At 46.6% G+C, this 17,349-nt stretch carries 15 protein-coding genes and 2 riboswitches; of the genes, 8 read left to right on the top strand and 7 right to left on the bottom strand.

The window, feature by feature from the left end; translation table 11 throughout:
• Positions 1-17: 17 nt before the first annotated feature.
• The gene (locus ABDB98_RS18540; RefSeq protein ID WP_438420939.1) at positions 18-1,304 is read right to left on the bottom strand and encodes an MFS transporter; all 1,287 of its coding nucleotides are present in this window, start codon (positions 1,302-1,304) and stop codon (positions 18-20) included.
• A gap of 171 nt (positions 1,305-1,475) precedes the next feature.
• On the opposite strand from ABDB98_RS18540, the gene licT reads away from it, so the two are divergent.
• The gene (licT, locus tag ABDB98_RS18535; RefSeq protein ID WP_438420938.1) at positions 1,476-2,309 is read left to right on the top strand and encodes a BglG family transcription antiterminator LicT; all 834 of its coding nucleotides are present in this window, start codon (positions 1,476-1,478) and stop codon (positions 2,307-2,309) included.
• A gap of 190 nt (positions 2,310-2,499) precedes the next feature.
• Positions 2,500-3,231 carry a beta-glucanase gene (gene bglS / locus ABDB98_RS18530; protein ID WP_438420937.1) on the top strand — a complete coding sequence of 244 codons (732 nt, stop codon included), beginning with the start codon at positions 2,500-2,502 and terminating at the stop codon, positions 3,229-3,231.
• Between the two features lie 41 nt (positions 3,232-3,272).
• Here the strand turns inward: bglS and citH are convergent, their stop codons facing one another.
• Positions 3,273-4,553, bottom strand: a complete 1,281-nt coding sequence (gene citH / locus ABDB98_RS18525) for a citrate transporter CitH (protein ID WP_438420936.1) — start codon at positions 4,551-4,553, stop codon at positions 3,273-3,275.
• A 199-nt stretch (positions 4,554-4,752) separates the two neighbouring features.
• On the opposite strand from citH, the gene ABDB98_RS18520 reads away from it, so the two are divergent.
• The 4 genes from ABDB98_RS18520 to ABDB98_RS18505 all read left to right on the top strand — a co-directional run bounded on the left by ABDB98_RS18520 (position 4,753) and on the right by ABDB98_RS18505 (position 9,420).
• Positions 4,753-6,804 carry a catalase gene (locus ABDB98_RS18520; RefSeq protein WP_438420935.1) on the top strand — a complete coding sequence of 684 codons (2,052 nt, stop codon included), beginning with the start codon at positions 4,753-4,755 and terminating at the stop codon, positions 6,802-6,804.
• A gap of 119 nt (positions 6,805-6,923) precedes the next feature.
• Positions 6,924-8,074, top strand: a protein-coding gene (locus ABDB98_RS18515; RefSeq protein ID WP_438420799.1) for an IS3 family transposase whose coding sequence is annotated in 2 segments (ribosomal slippage) — positions 6,924-7,197 and positions 7,197-8,074 — 1,152 coding nt in all. Because the reading frame shifts where the segments join, the coding sequence is not laid out codon by codon here.
• 222 nt (positions 8,075-8,296) lie between these two features.
• Positions 8,297-8,605 carry a hypothetical protein gene (locus ABDB98_RS18510; RefSeq protein ID WP_438420934.1) on the top strand — a complete coding sequence of 103 codons (309 nt, stop codon included), beginning with the start codon at positions 8,297-8,299 and terminating at the stop codon, positions 8,603-8,605.
• A 140-nt stretch (positions 8,606-8,745) separates the two neighbouring features.
• Positions 8,746-9,420 (top strand): DUF3298 and DUF4163 domain-containing protein, encoded by a 675-nt coding sequence (locus tag ABDB98_RS18505; protein ID WP_438420933.1) that lies wholly within the window; start codon positions 8,746-8,748, stop codon positions 9,418-9,420.
• Positions 9,421-9,466: 46 nt separating this feature from the next.
• Here the strand turns inward: ABDB98_RS18505 and ABDB98_RS18500 are convergent, their stop codons facing one another.
• A complete protein-coding gene (locus tag ABDB98_RS18500; protein ID WP_060963925.1) occupies positions 9,467-10,660 on the bottom strand; it encodes a NupC/NupG family nucleoside CNT transporter in 1,194 nt (397 codons plus the stop codon).
• A gap of 139 nt (positions 10,661-10,799) precedes the next feature.
• Positions 10,800-10,900, bottom strand: a riboswitch (purine riboswitch).
• Positions 10,901-11,262: 362 nt separating this feature from the next.
• Between ABDB98_RS18500 and ABDB98_RS18495 the strand changes: the two genes are divergently transcribed.
• The gene (locus ABDB98_RS18495) at positions 11,263-12,144 is read left to right on the top strand and encodes a putative RNA methyltransferase (RefSeq protein ID WP_438420932.1); all 882 of its coding nucleotides are present in this window, start codon (positions 11,263-11,265) and stop codon (positions 12,142-12,144) included.
• A 34-nt stretch (positions 12,145-12,178) separates the two neighbouring features.
• On the opposite strand, the gene ABDB98_RS18490 is transcribed toward ABDB98_RS18495, so the two are convergent.
• The 4 genes from ABDB98_RS18490 to pepT all read right to left on the bottom strand — a co-directional run bounded on the left by ABDB98_RS18490 (position 12,179) and on the right by pepT (position 16,122).
• Complete coding sequence (locus ABDB98_RS18490) at positions 12,179-13,315, bottom strand: 5-methyltetrahydropteroyltriglutamate--homocysteine S-methyltransferase (RefSeq protein WP_438420931.1); 1,137 nt, start codon at positions 13,313-13,315, stop codon at positions 12,179-12,181.
• Positions 13,316-13,393: 78 nt separating this feature from the next.
• A riboswitch (SAM riboswitch) is annotated at positions 13,394-13,480 on the bottom strand.
• Between the two features lie 84 nt (positions 13,481-13,564).
• Positions 13,565-14,041: an LURP-one-related/scramblase family protein gene (locus ABDB98_RS18485; RefSeq protein ID WP_438420930.1), complete on the bottom strand. Its 477-nt coding sequence runs from the start codon at positions 14,039-14,041 to the stop codon at positions 13,565-13,567.
• Between the two features lie 102 nt (positions 14,042-14,143).
• Positions 14,144-14,311 carry a hypothetical protein gene (locus ABDB98_RS18480; protein WP_003150808.1) on the bottom strand — a complete coding sequence of 56 codons (168 nt, stop codon included), beginning with the start codon at positions 14,309-14,311 and terminating at the stop codon, positions 14,144-14,146.
• 578 nt (positions 14,312-14,889) lie between these two features.
• Positions 14,890-16,122 (bottom strand): peptidase T, encoded by a 1,233-nt coding sequence (gene pepT, locus ABDB98_RS18475; RefSeq protein WP_438420929.1) that lies wholly within the window; start codon positions 16,120-16,122, stop codon positions 14,890-14,892.
• Between the two features lie 193 nt (positions 16,123-16,315).
• Between pepT and galE the strand changes: the two genes are divergently transcribed.
• Entirely contained in the window at positions 16,316-17,332 is a 1,017-nt protein-coding gene (gene galE / locus ABDB98_RS18470; protein WP_438420928.1) for a UDP-glucose 4-epimerase GalE, read from the top strand.
• Positions 17,333-17,349 lie beyond the last annotated feature (17 nt).

Here is a 17,349-nt window from a genome sequence, read left to right as displayed (position 1 = left end):
AAATGACCTGCTCCCAGTTAAAGGGGCAGGTCATTTTGCTGCTGGCTGCTATCGGCACTGTTCTCTTCAGGCACAAATGCAAGGATGGCGATGCCGATCACAAATAATAAAATCAGGCTGAACACGGCGGCTGACGAATTCCCGGTCAGCTGGGCGGTGACGGCAATCAAAAGCGGGCCGATAATCGAAGCAAACTTGCCGAAGATATTATAAAAGCCGAAAAACTCATTGGCGTGCTGTTTGGGGACAAGCTTGGCAAAGTAAGAGCGGCTCAGCGCCTGAATACCGCCTTGGGAAGTGGCGACAAGCATAGCCAAAACCCAGAAATCAAAAGCGGAATCCATAAAATAAGCATACGTGCAGACAATCATATACACGCAGATTCCGGCATAAAGCATCGTTTTTCCTTTAAACCGTTCGGCCAGCCGCCCGTACAAAATCGAAAAAGGGGCGGCGGCGACCTGAGTGACAAATAAAACAATCAGCAGATTTGCCGCGCTGATGCCGAGGTCTGCCCCGTATGACGTGGACATTGTAATGATGGTGCCAACCCCGTCGATGTAGAAGAAATAGGCGAGCAGAAACAAAAACAGCGCCCGGTACTTCCTGATCTGCTTCAGCGTGCCGGCCAGCCGTTTAAAACTGCTGATCACAAGCCGCGGCTCTCTCTCGATATAATAGCGCTGGCGGACGCGGCGAAGGAGCGGAATCGTGAACAGTCCCCACCAAGCCGCCGTAATCAAAAAGGCAATGCGGCCCGCAGCCTGGGCGGACAGCGGAATCGCCCCCGCTTGTGCTGACAGAATGACGGCAATGCTGAGGAGAAAAGGGATTGTGCTGCCGATATAGCCCAGCCCAAACCCCCTGGCCGACACCATATTCATCCGCTCCTTTGCGGCCACATCAACGAGAAACGCATCATAAAACACATTAGATCCGGCAAAGCCGATCGTGGAAATCGTATAACAAATTAACAACAGCATCCAAGATTCGCCGGGAATCAAAGCCAGCGCGGCGGTGCCCGCCACACCAATCAGAAAAAAGAAGGCAAAAAACCGTTTTTTGCATCCTTTGTAGTCGGCAATCGTTCCTAAGACGGGGCCGAGCATCGCCAACATAAAAGTCGCGGCGGCAATCGTATAGCCTAAATAAGCGGTGGAATCAGCCGCGCTGACGCCGTTTTCCGCCGCGGCCGCTTTAAAAAACAGGGGAAATACCGCCGTCATAATAATGACCGAATAAGCTGAATTGGCCCAATCATACAGCATCCAGCTGCTTTCTTCTTTCGAAAACCGTTTCATCACACACGCTCCTTCTCAAAAACCGGTTCTCTGCATTATATGCGCCTCATCCGCATCGTTGGACAAAGATTTCTGCACCCTGTTTTCTGATTGACCTGGAGATATTGACCTAGTTCAAAAAGGATGTACAATCAAGGTGTGGCAGGTAAATGGTCAGGCGGGAGGGAGACAGAATTGAAGATTGCGAAAGTCATTAATAATAATGTCGTCAGTGTACTTAAGGAAGGCAATCAGGAATTGGTTATCATGGGGCGGGGCATTGCTTTTCAAAAGAAAACGGGAGACCCTGTAGATGAAGCCCGTATTGAGAAAGTGTTCACCCTCGATAACAGAGATGTATCCGAAAAGTTCAAAACCCTTTTGTATGATATCCCGATCGAGTGTATGGAAGTATCCGAAGAGATTATCAGCTATGCGAAATTACGGCTCGGCAAAAAGCTCAACGACAGCATTTATGTGTCGCTGACCGACCATATTAACTTTGCCATCCAGCGCAATAAGAAAGGGCTGGATATCAAAAATGCTTTGCTGTGGGAAACAAAAAGGCTCTACAAAGACGAATTTGCAATCGGAAAAGAAGCGCTGATCATGGTAAAAAACAAGACTGGCGTGTCTCTGCCGGAGGATGAAGCAGGCTTTATTGCGCTGCATATTGTAAATGCCGAGCTGAATGAGGAGATGCCCAATATCATCAGCATTACAAAAGTCATGCAAGAGATTTTGAGTATCGTAAAATACCATTTTAAGATTGAATTCAATGAAGAATCACTTCACTATTATCGGTTTGTCACCCACTTAAAGTTTTTCGCACAGCGCCTTTTTAACGGCACACACATGGAAAGCCGGGACGACTTTTTGCTGGAGACAGTGAAAGAAAAATACCATCGGGCGTATGAATGCACGAAGAAAATCCAAACCTGCATGGAGAGAAAGTATGAGCACAAGCTCACTAGTGATGAGCTGCTGTATTTAACGATTCATATAGAAAGGGTAGTCAAACAAGCATAATGAGAGCGTCATCATTTATTCATTTTACATATGAGCCTAAATTACAATGAGTGCGGATTATCTCTTACTGTGCTAATGTAATTTAGGTTTTTTAAGATTCATTATTATCATTATTCTGACCGATGTTCCCTTTTAACAGAATCATGTATGATCAATAAAAAAACGCTTTCCAAGAAAGGGGAATGCCAATATGCCTTATCGTATGAAACGAGTGCTGCTGCTTCTTGTCACTGGATTGTTTTTGAGTTTGTGTGCGGTCACTTCTAGTGCTTCGGCTCAAACAGGCGGATCGTTTTTTGAACCTTTTAACAGCTATAACTCCGGATTATGGCAAAAAGCAGATGGTTACTCGAATGGAGATATGTTTAACTGCACTTGGCGTGCAAATAACGTATCCGTGACGTCATCAGGTGAAATGCGTTTGGCGCTGACAAGTCCGTCTTATAACAAGTTTGACTGCGGGGAAAACCGTTCGGCTCAAAAATATGGCTATGGACTTTATGAAGTCAGAATGAAACCGGCTAAAAACACAGGGATTGTTTCATCGTTCTTTACTTATACAGGTCCAACGGATGGGACTCCTTGGGATGAGATTGATATCGAGTTTTTAGGAAAAGACACAACAAAGGTTCAATTTAACTATTATACAAATGGTGCGGGAAATCATGAGAAGCTGGCGGATCTCGGATTTGATGCAGCCAATGCCTATCATACGTATGCGTTCGATTGGCAGCCAAACTCTATTAAATGGTATGTCGATGGGCAATTAAAACATACTGCGACCACCCAAATTCCGTCAGCGCCGGGGAAAATCATGATGAATTTGTGGAATGGTACGGGCGTCGATGACTGGCTCGGTTCCTATAATGGCGTAAATCCGCTGTACGCTCATTACGACTGGGTGCGTTATACAAAAAAATAATGTATAGAAAAGGATTTCCGCCAGCGGAAATCCTTTTCTGATTAAAACGAAATAATCCCAATCAAAAGCGCCGCAATTGTCATGACAATCGTTGTCCCCACAGCCCATTTAATGGTGAATTTTTGATGGCCGCCAAAGCTGACGCCCGCCATTCCGACCAATAGATAGGTGGAAGGCACAAGCGGGCTGAGCAGATGCACCGGCTGGCCCAGCAAGGAGGCTCTTCCGATTTCAGCGGCGTCTATTCCGTAAGCGGAAGCGGCTTCTGCGATGATGGGAAGGACACCGAAATAAAAGGCGTCATTTGACATGAAAAAGGTGAACGGCATGCTGACAATCGCAGTGATCAGCGGCAGATGCGGACCCATGGCATCAGGAATGAGTGAAACGAGAGAATGCGCCATCGCATCCACCATTTTTGTACCGGAGAGAATGCCTGTGAATATGCCGGCCGCAAACACCATGGACACAACGTTTAACGCGTTTCCCGCATGCGCCGAGATCCGTTTCTGCTGCTCTTTGACATTTGGATAGTTAACCATCAAGGCGATGGCGAACGCGGTCATGAAAAGAACAGGGAGCGGGAGCAGGCTGGTGATCAGAGCGGCCATCAGGACGACAGTCAGCAGCAGGTTAAACCATTGGAGAGCGGGATGCTTGAGCGGCGCCGCATCCGGATCGGAGGACGGCGCGTGATCGATCGAAATGACGCCGAGCCGCTTCCGTTCTTTCTTTCCGAGGAGATAAGCAACGGCGATCACCCAAAGAATGCCGGCAATCATGGCGGGAATCAGCGGAGTGAAGACTTCTGACGTGTCCAATTTCAAGGAAGCCAAAACCCTCGCCGTCGGTCCGCCCCACGGAATAATATTCATGACCCCTGAACCGAGCATCGCAATTCCCGCTAATACCAAACGGTTCATGCCGAGCCGTTTATAAAGAGGCAGCATCGCCGCAATCGTAATCATATAGGTCGTTGTCCCGTCTCCGTCGAGCGAAATGGTCATCGTCAGGACCGCTGTGCCGACGGCGATCTTTAACGGATCTCCTTTGACAAATGATAAAATTTTGGCAATGAGAGGATCAAACAGACCTGAGTCAATCATAATGCCGAAATATAGGATGGCGAATAAAAGCATGATACCGGTAGGAGCGAGGTCTGTCACGCCCTGAATCATCATCCCGCCGAGATCTTTGCCAAATCCGCTGATCAGGGCAAACACAACAGGAACGACAATCAAGGCAATAAGAGCGGAAAGCCGGTTAGACATAATAAGGTACATAAAGACAATGATCATCACAAAACCGAGTATGGCAAGCACGATAGGACCTCCCTTTTTCAACGGTTGTTTTAGTAAGCGCTTCCATGTTTTCTTTCTGTCACGAAGGCTTATTTCAAATGTGTATGACCGCATATTTAGATATAGACCTAAAATCCTATTGAGCCGATCAGCAGTTTATATAGGGAACACCGCGGGTAAATGTGCTGTAGAATGTTTCGTTTTAAAAGGGGGAACTGACATGAGTGATGATCAAAACAAACGAGTAAATGAGCACTCAAAAGACGAGCAGCTTGAGCAGTACAGGTCTGATAACAGCGGGAAGAAAATGACGACCAATCAGGGACTTCGTGTGTCTGAGGATGAGCATTCTTTAAAAGCGGGTGTCCGCGGCCCTACGCTGATGGAGGATTTTCATTTTCGTGAAAAAATGACGCATTTTGACCATGAGCGGATTCCGGAACGGGTCGTTCATGCCCGCGGATACGGCGTTCATGGGCATTTTCAGGTGTACGAACCGATGACGGAATATACACGGGCGAAATTTTTACAGGATCCGTCTGTCAAAACGCCTGTCTTCGTCCGTTTCTCAACAGTGGCGGGCTCCAAAGGGTCAGGCGACACAGTCCGTGACGCCAGAGGATTCGCGACTAAGTTTTATACCGAAGAAGGGAATTACGATCTCGTCGGAAACAATATTCCGGTATTCTTCATTCAGGACGCGATCAAGTTCCCGGATCTCGTCCATGCCTTTAAACCGGAACCGCACAATGAAATGCCGCAGGCAGCGACGGCTCATGACACGTTCTGGGATTTTGTCGCCAACAATCCTGAATCCGCGCACATGGTCATGTGGACGATGTCTGACCGCGGCATCCCGCGAAGCTACCGGATGATGGAGGGCTTCGGCGTGCATACATTCCGTTTCGTCAACGAGAAAGGAAAAGCGCGTTTCGTGAAATTCCACTGGAAGCCGGTTCTCGGCGTGCATTCTCTCGTCTGGGATGAGGCGCAGAAAATTGCCGGGAAAGATCCCGATTTCCATCGCCGCGACCTGTGGGAGACCATTGAAAACGGCGGCAAAGTCGAGTTTGAGCTCGGTGTTCAGATGATTGACGAAGAAGATGAATTTAAATTTGACTTCGATATCCTTGATCCGACGAAGCTTTGGCCGGAGGAACTGGTTCCCGTCAAGCTGATCGGAAAAATGACCCTCGACCGCAATCAGGACAATGTCTTTGCGGAAACGGAGCAGGTCGCATTCCACCCGGGAAATGTCGTGCCGGGCATTGATTTCACCAATGACCCGCTTCTGCAGGGACGGCTTTTCTCTTATACGGACACACAGCTCATTCGTCTTGGCGGACCGAATTTTCACGAGATTCCGATCAACCGCCCGGTCTGCCCGTTTCATAACAACCAATACGACGGCTACCACCGGATGACGATCAATAAGGGCCCTGTCGCCTATCATAAAAACTCTCTGCAGAACAATGATCCGTCGCCGGCCTCAGAAGAAGAAGGCGGATACGTTCATTACGAGGAAAAAGTAGAAGGCAGAAAAATCCGCCAGCGCAGCGAGAGCTTCAATGACTATTTTTCTCAGGCGAAGATGTTCTGGAACAGCATGTCTCCCGCCGAGAAGGAACATATCATCTCCGCGTTCAGTTTTGAGGTAGGAAAAGTGAAAAGCAAGGATGTTCAGCAGCAGGTGATTGATGTCTTCAGTCACGTCGACGCCGGTCTTGCCGAGCGCGTTGCGAAAGGAATCGGTGTGAACCCGCCGCCAAAGGACCGTGAATCTGATGAAACGTTCACTTCCCCAGCCTTAAGCCAGGAAAATACGGTAAAGACGGCAGCCACAAGGCAGGTCGCGGTTTTAGCCGACCACGGGTTTGCCGATGAGGAAGTCAAACAGTTGCTTGACGCATGCAAACAGGCGGGAGTCAGAGCCGATATCATCAGTCCTGTGCTTGGAACCATCAAGGGAGAAAACGGCACGGAGCTCGAAGCGTCAGCCACTTTCCTGACAGCGGATTCCGTCCTGTATGACGCTGTTTTCATTCCGGGCGGACAACATAGCACTGACAGCCTCAAAGCCCAAAAACCGGCTAAAGATTTCGTCAGTGAAGCCTTCAGCCATTACAAAGCGATCGGCGCCTCTGGTGAAGGAAAAGAACTTCTCGCCCTCGCCGCCGGAACCGAAAACGGCCCCGGCCTTGTTCCGGACGGAAACCATGAACAATTTCTGAAGGCCGTGGCTGAGCATCGGCATTGGGACAGAAAAATATAAGAATGACAAAGCGCCTTTCTATGAGGGGACTGACCCCATAATATGAGACAAACAAAAAACACCTTCAAGTTTGAAAACGGATCGTTGTTATCCGAAATTAGACTTGGAGGTGTTTTTCTATGAGGACAAGAGTGAGTTATCCGGTTGAAGTCAAACAGAAGACTGTAGAAATGAGATTGGCGGGCGTGCCTGTGAAGGAGATCATGCAGGAATTGAATATAAAGAATAAGACGCAGATTCAGACATGGGTCAGGTGGTATAAAGCTGGGGATACACATCGATTCGAACAACCCGTCGGAAAGCAATATTCTTATGGAAAAGGTCCAGAGTATTCTTCCGAATTAGAGAAACTGCAGGCAGAAAATTGTTATCTGAGACAACAGAATGAAGTGTTAAAAAAGTACAACGAATTGGAAAGGAAGCTGATAGCGAAACGCCAGTCGAGCTTGTAGAAGCATTGCGCGGCACAATGACCATAAAGGATATCTGTATTCATTTAGGTATCTCACGAGCATCTTATTATCGTTGGAAGAAGAATCTGATGAAAGATAACCCTAAATACCATTTAGAAAAACAAATCGGCACGTTGTGCCGAGAACACAAGTATCGATATGGCTATCGGAAAATCACAGCCATATTAAAAAAGGAAATGCGTATGAATCATAAAACGGTTCAGCGCATTATGCAGAAGAATCAGTGGCAATGCCGGGTTAAGGTGAAAAAGCGCAAGAAGAATGGGCAGCCATATGCCGTGGCCGAGAATATATTGGATCGAAACTTTCAGTCTGATCGCCCTCTGGAAAAGCTAGTAACGGATATCACATATTTGCCTTATGGGCAGAAACAATTGTATCTTTCCAGTATATTGGATTTATACAATGGAGAAGTGATTGCTTTTACGATTGGCGATAGACAGGACACAGACTTTGTCTTACACACACTTGATCAGCTGCCTGCACTGCCAGAGAACTGCGTGTTACATAGTGACCAAGGTTCTGTTTATACATCTTATGAGTATCAGAAAGCTGTTAAAACAAAAGGCATTACCATGAGCATGTCCCGCAAAGGGACGCCCGCTGATAATGCCTCCATCGAATCGTTTCATTCCTCACTAAAGTCTGAAACGTTCTACCTCGACAGGTTGGAAAGCACTACGACGACCATCGTAGAACAAACTGTCGAAACCTATATACACTATTATAACAACATTCGTATTCAAACGAAACTAAACAACCAGCCGCCGGTCACATACCGACAGCTGGCTGCTTAAAGGTGTTTTGATCCCTGTCTCAAAAACGGGGGTCAGTCCCGAGAGGGGCGCTTTTTTTCTTATGAAAGTGAACTATCGGAACGAAGCATTAATATGGGAAGAAAACGAAAATCGCTTCCGTGCACATCCGCACTTCCCGCTGTGAAATAAATGTTTCACCCTCTTTGGTTTACTTCCGCTCTGTGTTTGTGTATCTTAGGGATAGATTTTCTGGAGGAGCGAATGATAGTGAAGCCGTTTACTGAAAAACAACTCGAAGAATATTACCGGCGTGACGAAAACATGATGATTTTGGTGTTTGCCCAATGGTGCGTCAATCATGACCTTGATCCGATGGCGATTTACAGCAGGGCCTATCCCGGACAGCCTTTAAACGAAGAGCTGCGAAAAACGGCTGAAGAGCTCGTCGTGCCGAAGGAGGAATCAGAACCGATTCCTGATCAAACCGTCATCGGCGTTTTGGAGATGTTCGGCAACTCTGATCTGGAGGAAGCCGTTTATGAAGCCATTGCGCAAAGACCTTCCCGGTAAAAGAGGCATGGATGATCCATGTCTCTTTTTTATGGAGAAAATGTGAGAGAAGGCCCAGAAACAATTTCCTGATCTGCGCTGTCTATAGTGTGTAACCCGTTTTCAAAAAGGGAACGGGTAAATGAAAAGGAGGAGTTGTGATGAAAAAGACATTCAAAATGATGGCGGCCGTGCTTTTGGCAGTGCTGACAGCCGCGCCGTTCGGAGGTTTCACCCCTTCAGCCGAAGCTGCACAAACCGCAAAGCCCGTTGTCAAAAGCCATACGTATAAGCATGTAAAGCAGCTGACATACCCCGAGGTCACAAATACGGGAAACGCATCTTTTGAAAAGAAAATCAATCAGGACTTCAAACGCTATATTGAAAACTCGTACAAAGAATATGTGAAAAACAAACAAGACGGTGAGAAACAAGGCTATAAAGCGGAATACCAAGCAGACTTCAAGGTGAAGTATAATCAAGACGGCAAGCTCAGCATTCTGACGGAAAACTACATTTACACAGGCGGCGCACACGGGCTGACATCCGTTCAGACCTTTAATTACGACCTGGCCGCAAAAAAACGGGTCACACTCCAAGATGTGCTGAATACGAAAACGAAAGGTAATAAAACGAGAGACTATCTTTACGGCTACATCAAGAAACATGACGATCTGTTCGATCAGGACTTCAAAAAACAGGAGATCACCCTGAACAACGAAAGACCTTTCTTCTTTACGAAAAACGGCATTGCCGTTGTGTTCGGACAATACGATCTCGGGCCGTATGCGGCAGGAATCCGGGACGTCTTCGTGCCTGCATCCGTCTATCAATAAAAAAAAGCGATATCACTCCAGAACGGGGCGGTATCGCTTTTTTCTTTTACCAGACAAACAATCCGACAATCGCCGCGCTCAATAAGGAAACGGCAATTCCGCTGACAAGCAGCTTCCAGACGTTTTTCCCGATGATGGCTGATTTTTCACCATCAAGCAGAGATTGATAAGATCCGTAGATCATACCGATGGTGCTGAAGTTTGCGAATGATGTCAGGAATGTCGTCGCCACGGCAATCGTGTGCGGCGGAAGTGAATTCAGATGCCCTTTCAGATCGGCCATCGCCACAAACTCGTTCGTCGCGAGCTTGATGCCCATCAGCTGTGCGACATACATCGCGTCATGTACGCCTAATCCGAGAAGGAAGGCAAATGGACTGAAAATGTATGAGAAAATCTTTTGAATGGTCAAACCGTGCACGAACAGTCCGAGCACGCCGTTTAATGCGGCCGTTAACGCCACATATCCGATTACCATTGCTAAGATGACAATCACCATGTTCATGCCGACAAGCATACTGTTAGAAATCGTAGAGAAGAAGTCTTTTTTCTCCGCTTTTGAAGGTACGTAAATGATATCGTCCTCTTTAGAAACGTCAACGGGATTCAGCATATTTGCGATTAAAAGCGCGTTTAAGCAATTCAGCAGGATGGCTGTAAACACATAAGTGGACGGAACCATCGTCAAGTACGATCCGATGATCGAGCCGCTGATGCTGCTCATGCTCATCAGCCCGAATGTAAGAAGCCGGTTGTTGTTGACGGCGGCAAGCTGCTGGCGGATGACGGCTAAGGCTTCCGTATTTCCTAAAAACATCATCTGAATGGAGAAAAAGCTCTCCAGCTTCGGCAGACGGGATATTTTAGAAATCAGCCAGCCGATTTTATCAATGAGCCACGGCAGAATACCGAAATACGACAGCATATCAAAGAAGGTCACGACGAAGATAATCGGCAGCAATGCGCTGAAGAAAAAATCAACCGTCGGATTGGCCATGACAGACGGAAAAGCGAACGCAATCCCTTGACTGGCGCAGGAAATCAGCCATGTAAAGAACGCGCCGATCTTCCCGATGACAAAGCCGCCGACTTTTGTCCCTAACATAAACCAAGTAATCAGAAACTCAAAGACGAGGAGCATGACAATCGGGCGCCATTTAATCTTCTTCTTGTTGGGAGAGCATAAGAAAACAACAGCCATGACAACAATGAGACCGACAATGTTCAATAAAAAGTACATGTGAGCAACTCCTATAAGGGTATTATGGAAATAAAAAAAGCTCTTATTCGTCACAAATTCCTGAAAGCCAGAAAGTGTGATAAATAAGAGCCAAAAGAAAAGAATAGACTGACAGCATCATATGCTTTTCACTCGTTCAAATTTATGCAAACTTTCTTGTAGTCTAGTCTTTTACGGCACTAGGTAGAAACAATCAGACCATATTACTGATCATATACAAGAATAACGATATTACATGAGATAGCAGTATTTTATCGTTTCAATTTTTGAAAATCAACCTTTTTAGATATTTTCAAAATAATAAATTTATATTATAAATAAAGAAAATAAAGGATATGTAAAAGTAATTGGATAATAAAGGTATAAAACGCCCCTGAAATCCGTTCCGGTTCATTGTAAAGACTGGATGCAGCTGGTAAAATGGATCTGAGGGCACAGCCTTCAAAAGGCGGCAGAAAAGGGGTCATTTTCGTGATCATCCAGTTCATTCGTTACAGATAATGAGAGGTATAGATAAATAGGTTAAACCTTCCAATTTGGCAAGGTTTATTTGTCTATGCCTTTTTCATTTCATCAAAATAACGAATGAATGAGGTGTTTTTTTGGCGTCGATGAAAAGAAAACGCGCGGAATTACTGCAATCATGCCAGTCCGTATTCAGATGTCCGCTATGCCGTACGGCCATGGCGGTCTCCCAAAATCAAAGCTTGATATGCGCAAACGGGCATACATTTGATATATCAAAACAAGGATATGTGAATTTCCTCAATAAAGCGGTCAAAACACGCTATGACAGGCAGCTGTTTGAAGCGAGACGCGAGCTTTTTGACAGCCGGGAGTTTTTTGCGCCGGTTCAAAAAGAGATCGCCGGCATCATCAGCCGTACGCAATCTCCGCAAAAACAGGCGGCGGTATTGGATGCGGGATGCGGAGAGGGCTCTCATTTAGCCGCCGTATGCCGATTGCTGCAGCCCGCTTTTTCTGTGACGGGAATCGGCATTGATCTCTCGAAAGAAGGTGTGCTGCATGCGGCAAAGGGCTTCGGGGATCAAATGGTTTTTGCCGTCGCTGATGTGGCGGATGCGCCGTTTGCCGACAGCCGTTTTGATGTCGTGATGTCTGTTTTATCACCTTGGAATTATAAAGAATGCAGCAGGCTTTTACGAAAGGGCGGCACAGTCATTAAAGCGGTGCCGCGGCGTGATTATTTGAAGGAAGTAAGGGAATTCTTTCCCGGAGACAGTCCCCGGCGGAATGACACCGCCGATTCAGCGGCCTGCCGTTTCCAAGCGGGCTTTCAAACCTTTGATCGCAAACGGCTGCGTTACACGAAGACGTTATCGCAGCCTGATCTTGAATGGCTTGTGAAAATGACGCCCTTAACATGGAAATGTACTGAAGAAAGCATTCAGCGGTTTATCGGCCGAAAAGCGGCTGATATCACGATAGATATCGAAGTTTTAATCGGGACCGATCCGCTGTAAAACGGAAAAGACACGCTTATAGCGTGTCTTTTTTTTATTTCCAGACTTCACCGGCGATGTCGACGACATGGCGCAGTTTTGCCCATTGCTGTTCTTCTGTGATCAGGTTTCCTTCCTCAGTGGAAGCGAATCCGCATTGCGGGCTGAGGCAAAGCTGATCCAGGCTGACATATTGAGAAGCTTCTTCAATCCGGCGTTTAACCGCGTCCTTGTCTTCGAGATCGCCGTGTTTCGACGTAATCAAACCGAGCACAAGCTGAAGATCAGAGCGTTTGACATAACGGAGCGGTTCAAAGCCGCCGGAGCGGGAATCATCATATTCCAAGAACAATCCGTCAAGGTCAAGCCCGTCAAAAATCGTTTCCGCCGCCGCATCATATCCGCCTTCAGCCGTCCATGTGGACTGGAAGTTGCCGCGGCAGATATGCATCGTAACCTTCAAGTCGGCAGGACGATCCTTAATGGCGTCATTAATAGAAGCTGCGAACAGCCTGCGCAGCTCATCCGGCGTCGTTCCGAATGCTTCAATCTGGCGAAGCCCCGCTTCCGATAAGAAAACGGCCCATGCGGTGTCATCGAGCTGAAGATAGCGGCATCCGGCGTTATAGAAAGCTTGAATCGCTTTTTTATACGCCTTTGAAACATCATGCTGAAATTGTTTGTAATCATTCTGATACGCTGCTTTTTCCAATTTTCCGCGGAAAAACAGCATATTCGGGCTTGGAATCGTCATTTTTGGAACAGCATCGCCGGCAATGCTGTGAAGAAATTTATAATCTTCGAGCATCGGATGCTGAGAAAAATCAATATCTCCCGTTACTTTAATGCCGCGCGCTTTCGTCTGTACATTGTGAAACTGAATGCCGCTATCTGGCGTAAACGCTTCGACGCCGTCTAAGTTTTCGAGAAAATCAAAATGCCACCAGGCCCGGCGGAATTCGCCGTCAGTCACGACATTGAGGCCGGTTTCTTTCTGCTTTTTCACGCTGCGGATGATTTCTTGGTTTTCGATTTCGCGCAGCTGTTCTGCCGAAATCTCACCCGCCGCTCTTTGCAGGCGGGCTTGCTTCACAGCCGCCGGCCGGAGCAGGCTTCCGACCTGATCCGCGCGAAACGGCGGGTTTTTTCTAAGAAGAGTGTGCAATGGTTGTTCTGTGTTTTGCTGTGACATGAACGATTCCTTCTTTCCTCAATGAAATATAAAAAGCTCTTCCCTTGGATAGGGAAGAGCTTGCGTCCGCAAATCTCAACCTTATCTTCAGGATTTAGCACCATTCTGCTGAACAGCGGTTGCCGGGTATCATAGGGCCAGTCCCTCCACCTCTCTTGATAAGGAAATATGCTATTTTTCAGAATAAACTGTAATACTCTTAATCTTAGTATATTATCTTATATTGTCAATATATTTCGATAAATATTTTTATTTATCACCCTCAAATAGAATCATATCTATTACGATTGCGATCGCAAGACAAAGAACAATATCCTCTTCATTTTCAATCTCCAAATGATAAGAATCGCCCCAGCTCATCCATGATTTGGTGACGGTCATCCGGTTTGATTTCCCGTCTGTCACTTGAAAATTCCGTCCCCACACATCGCCGGTAATATCCCAGCCGACTCCGGAAATTTCAAATTTCGGTTTGAAAAACGTCATTTTCTTGATGACTTGGCATACAGGCTTGCCGCCGACGGAAATTTCGTAACGGGGAACGAGCGACATCAGTTTCTGACTGACGCTGGCGAGCGTGCGGCCGTCCAAATCAGTCAGCTTCAATTCATCACCGAAAGAAAACAGCTTTCCTTCAACATTGTAGACTTCTTTTCCGCTTTCAAGAAACACTTGAAACCGATTCTTAAACGTAAACATCCGCTCTTTGATATAAAAATGATACATAAAAAAACTCCTTTTTTATGTTGTACGTAAAAAGGAGACGGATGGTTTCATATTGGAGGGGTGCACAAAAAAAGGCTGCCGATTTTGCGGCAGCTGTCGTTTTTATGATAGCGGCATCCGGCGTTTCTGACGGATCGCATTTAAATCAATGATGTTATTCGTGTCGGCAGCTGTCACCAGCGGGCTTGTCTTTGGCGTTTTCCGGCGGTTGTCCTTACTGAAAGAGAAAACCAGGTATCCTGTCAAAGCAGCAAAAATAAGTAGCATCATTTTACATACCTCCCAAAAAAAGTTTTGGTATTATTATTGTACGAAAAAACAAACGAAAAGTATTCAAACAATTGTCACTTTTTTAAAAAATAAAGACATTTTCCGTAAAAATGACTATGATCTGCGGTTGATTTTGCTCTTGTTGTGGTTCTATAGATTGTATCGGCTGCTAAGTGATGATCGTTTATATAACTTTTCGACTATTTTTTGACAGTGCCGAATTAACTAATACAGTGTTTTCGTTTGCCTTGTGTTATTCAGTACCCTAAAAAATCCTGCGATATGCAAAATAACTGCTTCTAACGGAAGATTATGATTTGATAGCGCTTTCCTTATTTTTTGTAAGAAAACGAGATGTTATCTCACAAAAAATCGTCTGAACATTTTCCGCAGCTTTTTAAAAGGGTTCGATTTCGTCTCCAGAACGCGGGGGTCTTTTAAGGTTTTTTTTAATTCATTTGCTACAGTGCCTCTTGCCATAGTCTTCACTCCTTCTTTCCATTTCATACCTTATATACGGAAAGAAAGAAGGAAAGGTTTCATGTGAAAGAAAAAAACCAAAGCAGGGAGCTTTGGTTTTACGCGCGTTCTTCAAACAGTCTGGCGATCTCAATAATGACGTTTACCGCCTTTTCCATATGGTCGACGGAAATGTATTCATATTTTCCGTGGAAGTTTTCGCCGCCCGTGAAGATGTTCGGTGTCGGCAGTCCCATGTAAGAGAGCTGTGATCCGTCAGTTCCGCCCCGGATCGGTTCGATAATTGGTTCGATGCCGAGGTTTTTCATGGCTTGATAGGCGATGTCGACAATTTCTTTGACCGGTTCGATTTTTTCTCTCATGTTGTAATATTGATCATGCAGTTCAAGCTTGATGCTTTCCTTGCCGTATTTAGCCGCAAGCGCGTCGGCGGTTTTCTGCATAAATTCTTTTCGTTCTGTAAAGCGGTCTCTGTCAAAGTCTCTGATGATGTACGACAGGGCGGCTTCAGAAACGTCTCCGTTCATTGAATTTAAGTGATAGAAGCCTTCATACCCTTCCGTATATTCCGGCGCTTCTTCTTTCGGCAGCGCGTGATGAAATTCCATCGCGATTTTTGAAGCGTTGACCATTTTGTTTTTCGCCGTTCCGGGGTGAACGCTTTTTCCGTAACAAGTAAGCTTTGCGGAGGCTGCATTAAAGCTTTCATATTGCAGTTCTCCGAGGGGGCCTCCGTCTATCGTGTAGGCGAATGCGGCGTTGAAGCGGCCGACATCGAATTTGTGAGGCCCTCTGCCGATTTCTTCATCCGGCGTGAATGCGACCCGGATCGTCCCGTGTTTGATGTCCGGATGTTTGATCAAGTACGCCATTGCCGTCATGATTTCGGCAATGCCCGCTTTGTTGTCGGCTCCGAGCAGCGTCGTGCCGTCGGTTGTAATCAGCGTCTGGCCTTTATAGCGGGAAAGCTCCGGGAACTGCTCAGGCGACAGGATGACGTTGAGTTTGTCATTCAGAACGATATCATGTCCGTCATAGCTTTCAATAATCTGAGGATTCACATTTTTTCCGGTGAAATCAGTCGCTGTATCTACGTGGGCCAGAAAACCGATCGTCGGCACGTCTTTATCCGTATTTGCCGGAAGAGTCGCCATGACGTATCCATTGTCATCGACTGTGATTTCTTTCATGCCGATCGACTTTAATTCATCTGCCAGCATGTTGGCCAATGTGAGCTGTCCGGGGGTGGATGGGCAGTTTTCATTGTTTTCGTCAGACTGTGTATCGACTTTTACATAAGAAGTAAAGCGTTCAATGATTTCGTTTTTCATACCGTCATCTCCTTTGTCTTATCTTACCATGTGCGGGGGAAGGATTTCTATTTCACAACCCGTTTGAATTACGCGAATGAAAACAAAATATGAAGAAACAATGACTAAACGATTAAACTTTCTGAAAATGGATGATAGAGGAAGAAAAAACCGATATAATATGGTCAATTCATTCAATAGGGAGGCTTTCTTCATGGCGATTTTAGTGACAGGCGGAGCGGGTTATATCGGAAGCCACACATGTGTCGAGCTGTTAAACAGCGGCTATGACATCGTGGTTCTGGATAATCTGTCAAATAGTTCACCGGAAGCATTGGAGCGTGTGAAAGACATTACCGGAAAAGGGCTTGTGTTTTATGAAGCGGATCTCCTTGACCGTGACGCCGTTCACCGGGTGTTTGCTGCAAATGAGATTGAAGCCGTCATTCATTTTGCGGGTTTAAAAGCGGTCGGTGAGTCTGTGGCTGTTCCGCTCCGTTATTATCATAATAATCTGACGGGGACGTTTATTTTATGTGAAGCCATGCAGGCACACGGTGTGAAAAAAATCGTCTTCAGCTCATCAGCGACGGTTTACGGCGTTCCGGAAACAACGCCGATCACCGAAGATTTTCCGTTAAGTGCGACCAATCCTTACGGGCAGACCAAGCTGATGCTGGAACAGATTTTGCGCGATCTGCATAAGGCGGACCCTGAATGGAGCATTGCGCTGCTCCGCTACTTTAATCCGTTCGGCGCGCATCCGAGCGGCCGGATCGGAGAAGACCCGAACGGCATCCCGAATAATTTAATGCCGTACGTCGCCCAAGTCGCTGTCGGCAAGCTTGAGCAATTGCAGGTGTTCGGCAATGATTATCCGACAAAGGACGGCACCGGCGTGCGGGATTACATCCATGTCGTTGACCTTGCCGAGGGCCACGTCAGAGCGCTTGAAAAGGTGCTGGACACAACGGGCGCCGACGCCTATAATCTCGGCACGGGAAGAGGCTACAGCGTTCTTGAGATGGTCAAGGCGTTTGAAAAAGTATCGGGAAAAGAAGTGCCGTACCGTTTTGCCGACCGGCGCCCGGGAGACATTGCCGCATGCTTCGCAGACCCGGCAAAAGCGAAGGCAGAATTAGGCTGGGAAGCAAAGCGAGACCTTGAAGAAATGTGCGCCGACTCTTGGAAGTGGCAGTCCTCCAATGTGAACGGGTATCAAAAGGTGTAAAAGGAAAGAGACCTTCA

It is taken from the genome of Bacillus siamensis (assembly GCF_051628075.1).
Lineage (GTDB): Bacteria > Bacillota > Bacilli > Bacillales > Bacillaceae > Bacillus > Bacillus siamensis.
The sequence above is the reverse complement of the archived record's forward strand: the minus strand, read 5'-3'. Positions and strand labels throughout refer to the sequence as shown.

Coding starts and splice junctions, on each gene's coding strand:
- bglS (WP_438420937.1), top strand. CDS start 2,500: ATGCCTTATCGTATGAAACGAGTGCTGCTGCTTCTTGTCACTGGATTG.
- ABDB98_RS18520 (WP_438420935.1), top strand. CDS start 4,753: ATGAGTGATGATCAAAACAAACGAGTAAATGAGCACTCAAAAGACGAG.
- ABDB98_RS18510 (WP_438420934.1), top strand. CDS start 8,297: ATGATAGTGAAGCCGTTTACTGAAAAACAACTCGAAGAATATTACCGG.
- ABDB98_RS18505 (WP_438420933.1), top strand. CDS start 8,746: ATGAAAAAGACATTCAAAATGATGGCGGCCGTGCTTTTGGCAGTGCTG.
- ABDB98_RS18500 (WP_060963925.1), bottom strand. CDS start 10,660: ATGTACTTTTTATTGAACATTGTCGGTCTCATTGTTGTCATGGCTGTT.
- ABDB98_RS18490 (WP_438420931.1), bottom strand. CDS start 13,315: ATGTCACAGCAAAACACAGAACAACCATTGCACACTCTTCTTAGAAAA.
- ABDB98_RS18485 (WP_438420930.1), bottom strand. CDS start 14,041: ATGTATCATTTTTATATCAAAGAGCGGATGTTTACGTTTAAGAATCGG.
- ABDB98_RS18480 (WP_003150808.1), bottom strand. CDS start 14,311: ATGATGCTACTTATTTTTGCTGCTTTGACAGGATACCTGGTTTTCTCT.
- pepT (WP_438420929.1), bottom strand. CDS start 16,122: ATGAAAAACGAAATCATTGAACGCTTTACTTCTTATGTAAAAGTCGAT.
- galE (WP_438420928.1), top strand. CDS start 16,316: ATGGCGATTTTAGTGACAGGCGGAGCGGGTTATATCGGAAGCCACACA.